Source organism: Streptomyces sp. BR123 (assembly GCF_013401435.1).
In the GTDB taxonomy this organism is placed as follows: domain Bacteria; phylum Actinomycetota; class Actinomycetes; order Streptomycetales; family Streptomycetaceae; genus Streptomyces.
On sequence record NZ_JACBGN010000456.1, the window covers coordinates 1 to 3,747 of the forward strand.

Genomic DNA, 3,747 nt, shown 5'->3' on the forward strand with positions numbered 1-3,747 from the left:
CCCCGCCCGGGCCCCGCGGTTTCCCGGCCCGTCGTCCGGCTGCCGGGTTGTGGGCGGCCGGTCGCGCAGGTCCCCGCGCCGGGGGATCGGGGGAGGGCTCGGGTTCCTCGCGTCACCGGGTGGCGCGGGGGCGCCGGGTCCTCCGGCGGTATCCCCCGGGCCTCGCCCGGGGGTCGCGCCCGTCCGCAGGGCGGCAGTTGCGGGGCGCATGCCTCAGGGGCGCGGGGAACGGCGCGGGCGGGCGCCACGGCCCGCGGGGAGCTGCGGGAGCGGTCGGGGGCGTCAGGCGTCGGCGGGGCTCGGGGCGGGGGACTCCTCCGCGACTCGGCGCCGACGGCGGTGCTTGAGGAGGGCCCAGGGGCCGCGGGCGGCGGTGACCTCGGTGCCGGCCTGCCCGGCCGCGGCCGACGCGGCCTGGGCCACCGGCAGCATGTCCTCGTTCCGGGCGATGTCCAGCCGGTCGGACTCCGGCCACAGGGCCAGCGCCGCGCACACCGTCGGCAGGATGGCCATGGCTGCGGTCGCGTACCCCTCGGCCGAGGGGTGGTACGAGTCCGGGCCGAACATCTCGCGCGGGTTGGCGGCGAATTCCGGGCCCAGCAGGTCGCCCATCGAGATCGTGCGGGCGCCCAGCGCGACGACCCCTATCGTCTGGGCGGCGGCCAGCTGCCGCGAGACCCGCCGGGCCAGCCATCGCAGCGGCTGGTACACCGGCTCGATCGTGCCGAGATCCGGGCAGGTGCCCACCACGACCTCGCAGCCGGCCAGCCGCAGCCTCCGCACCGCCGAGGTGAGGTGGCGGACGGACTGCGTCGGCGGCATCCGCCGGGTCACGTCGTTCGCGCCGATCATGATCACGCACACGTCGGGGGCGGCCCCGTCCCCGTCCCCGTCCCCGACGCCGTCCAGCAGCAGTCCGACCTGGCGGTCGAGGTCGTCGGACATGGCCCCGGACAGGGCCACGTTCCGCAGTTCCACGGGCCGCTCGGCCACCGCCGCCAGGCCGGAGGCCAGCAGGGCGGCGGGGGTCTGGCGGGCCCGGTGCACGCCGAGCCCGGCTGCCGTGGAGTCGCCCAGCATGGCCAGTCGCAGCGGGGCCGGCCCCGGGCAGCCCGGTCCGTCGGCCGCTCTGCCGAAGTCGCTCCCGTACAGCCCGTCGGCCCGCGGGGGGTCGCCCAGCCCGGTCCCCACCGTCCTCTTGGCGAACTGGACCTCCGCCAGCACCAGCCCGACGGCGGCGACCCCGACCAGCCCGAGCCCGCCTCCGCCGTACGCCGCTCCCGCCGCGATCCGGCGGGCCGTCCTTGCCCTGGACACCCTGCTAGCCACCTCCTGCTCTTGTTGACCTTCCTGCCCCGTACTCCCTGTCGGCCAATCCCTTTCCGCATACTCTGGCCATGTCTCCCGGAGAACCCGTGGAGTCCTGTCCCTGGAGAACATGGTGCAATTCCACGACTCGATGATCAGCCTCGTCGGCAACACCCCGCTGGTGAAGCTCAACCGTGTGACCGAAGGCCTGCAGGCCACCGTCCTTGCCAAGGTCGAGTACTTCAACCCGGGCGGCTCCGTGAAGGACCGGATCGCCCTCCGGATGATCGAGGCCGCCGAGGAGAGCGGTGCCCTCAAGCCCGGTGGCACCATCGTGGAGCCGACCAGCGGCAACACGGGTGTAGGACTCGCCATCGTGGCCCAGCAGAAGGGCTACAAGTGCATTTTCGTGTGCCCCGACAAGGTCTCCCTGGACAAGATCAACGTGCTGCGGGCGTACGGCGCCGAGGTCGTGGTCTGCCCGACCGCGGTCGACCCGGAGCACCCCGATTCGTACTACAACGTGTCCGACCGCCTCGTCCGCGAGACGCCGGGCGCCTGGAAGCCGGACCAGTACAGCAACCCGAACAACCCCCGCTCGCACTACGAGACGACCGGTCCCGAACTGTGGGAACAGACTGAGGGGAAGATCACGCACTTCGTGGCCGGTGTCGGCACGGGCGGCACGATCTCGGGTACCGGCAATTACCTGAAGGAGGTGTCCGGCGGCAAGGTCAAGGTCATCGGCGCCGACCCGGAGGGCTCCGTCTACTCGGGCGGCTCGGGGCGTCCGTACCTGGTCGAGGGCGTCGGCGAGGACTTCTGGCCGACCGCGTACGACCAGAGCGTTGCCGACGAGATCATCGCGGTGTCCGACAAGGACTCCTTCCAGATGACCCGCCGGCTGGCGAAGGAGGAGGGCCTCCTCGTCGGCGGTTCCTGCGGCATGGCGGTCGTCGCCGCGCTGCGCGCCGCCGAGGGCCTCGGCCCGGACGACGTGGTCGTCGTCCTCCTCCCCGACAGCGGCCGCGGCTACATGAGCAAGATCTTCTCGGACGAGTGGATGGCCGGGCACGGCTTCCTGGAGGAGGCGGGCCCGTCCGCCCGCATCGGCGACGTCCTCGCCGACAAGGAGGGCGACATGCCCTCCCTGGTGCACATGCACCCGGAGGAGACCGTCGGTGAGGCCATCGAGGTGCTGCGCGAGTACGGCGTCTCGCAGATGCCCGTCGTCAAGCCCGGTGCCGGTCACCCGGACGTGATGGCCGCCGAGGTCGTCGGCTCGGTCGTGGAGAAGGAGCTGCTGGCGGCGCTGTTCGCGCAGCAGGCGGCACTGTCCGACCCGCTGGAGAAGCACATGAGCGCGCCGCTGCCGCAGGTCGGCTCCGGCGAGCCGGTCTCCGACCTGATGGCCGCGCTCGGTGAGGCCGACGCGGCGATCGTGCTGGTCGAGGGCAAGCCGACCGGTGTGGTGAGCCGCCAGGACCTGCTGGCCTTCCTCGCCAAGAACGCCAAGTAGGCGAAACACCTGACGCGCCGTCCCGGCCCGGGCCCCCGGGCCGGGACGGCGCGCGCGTTCACGGCCCGCCCGTCCGACCGCCGCGACCGCCGGCTGTCGTGGTGCCCGCGCGTCGGGCAATCGGTACGGGCACGTCACGTTGCGGCAGCACCGGCTTAACACGCCTCGGGCACAGTGGTCGGTGTCGGCAGGGGCGAGGCCCCGGCCGGCGCCACGGAACGGCGTTGGCGGACCTCCGGAGCGGCTCCCGGACCACGTGAACGCCATGGACGCGGACGGCCCTGACCCGGCCCGTGTCCCCCGCGGGGACCGCCGTCGTCCCGCCCCTCGGGCAGCCGAGGGTGCGGCGGTCCCCGCGTTCCACTTCCGCGGGCGTCCGGCTCTCCGGCCGCCCGCCAGGGCGGGTCGGGTCAGGTCAGGGGCAGGTGAGCTCGGTGCGGGCGTTCTTGATGGCCGCACTCAATGCCTGGACCTGTGGTGCGAGTTGGGTGGCGGCCTGGCTGCCGGTGGTGTCGCCGGGCAGGTTCTCGTACGCCTTCTGGAGGTTCTGGGAGGCGGTCTTCAGCGCGTTCTTCTTCGCCTGGTTCCAGGTGGCCGTGGACTCGGCGACCTTCTTCCAGTCCTCATGGACCTCGTTGGTCGCGTCCTTGATCTGGTCCTTGGTCGTGGTGGACGGGTTCAGGGCCCGCAATGCCGCGGTGTCGGAGCTGAGTTCGTTGATGTTCGCGCACAAGTCCGCCGCCGCCTCGCTCGGGTTGTCGGTCGGGTCGCCGGCGAACGCGGCGGACGTACCACCGCCGGCCAGAACCAGTGCCGCCGCGGTGACGGCAGCCGTCCTCGGAAAGCGTCGCTTCATGGGTCGCCCCTCTTCGGGATGTTTCGGAACGGTCCCCCGATTCGGCCCCCGAGTTCCCCGAGCC

General features: G+C 72.9%; 3 protein-coding genes. 1 reads left to right on the top strand and 2 read right to left on the bottom strand.

Going from position 1 to position 3,747, the window contains the following annotated elements; translation table 11 throughout:
- Window positions 1-282: 282 nt before the first annotated feature.
- Window positions 283-1,317: an SGNH/GDSL hydrolase family protein gene (locus HYE82_RS34875; protein WP_309144553.1), complete on the bottom strand. Its 1,035-nt coding sequence runs from the start codon at window positions 1,315-1,317 to the stop codon at window positions 283-285.
- Between the two features lie 124 nt (window positions 1,318-1,441).
- On the opposite strand from HYE82_RS34875, the gene HYE82_RS34880 reads away from it, so the two are divergent.
- Entirely contained in the window at window positions 1,442-2,827 is a 1,386-nt protein-coding gene (locus HYE82_RS34880; RefSeq protein ID WP_179178238.1) for a cystathionine beta-synthase, read from the top strand.
- 415 nt (window positions 2,828-3,242) lie between these two features.
- Here the strand turns inward: HYE82_RS34880 and HYE82_RS34885 are convergent, their stop codons facing one another.
- Window positions 3,243-3,683, bottom strand: a complete 441-nt coding sequence (locus HYE82_RS34885; RefSeq protein WP_179178237.1) for a hypothetical protein — start codon at window positions 3,681-3,683, stop codon at window positions 3,243-3,245.
- Window positions 3,684-3,747 lie beyond the last annotated feature (64 nt).

What these genes read in the sequence shown, in the direction of transcription:
- HYE82_RS34885 (WP_179178237.1), bottom strand. Translation starts at nt 3,683, where the DNA reads ATGAAGCGACGCTTTCCGAGGACGGCTGCCGTCACCGCGGCGGCACTG.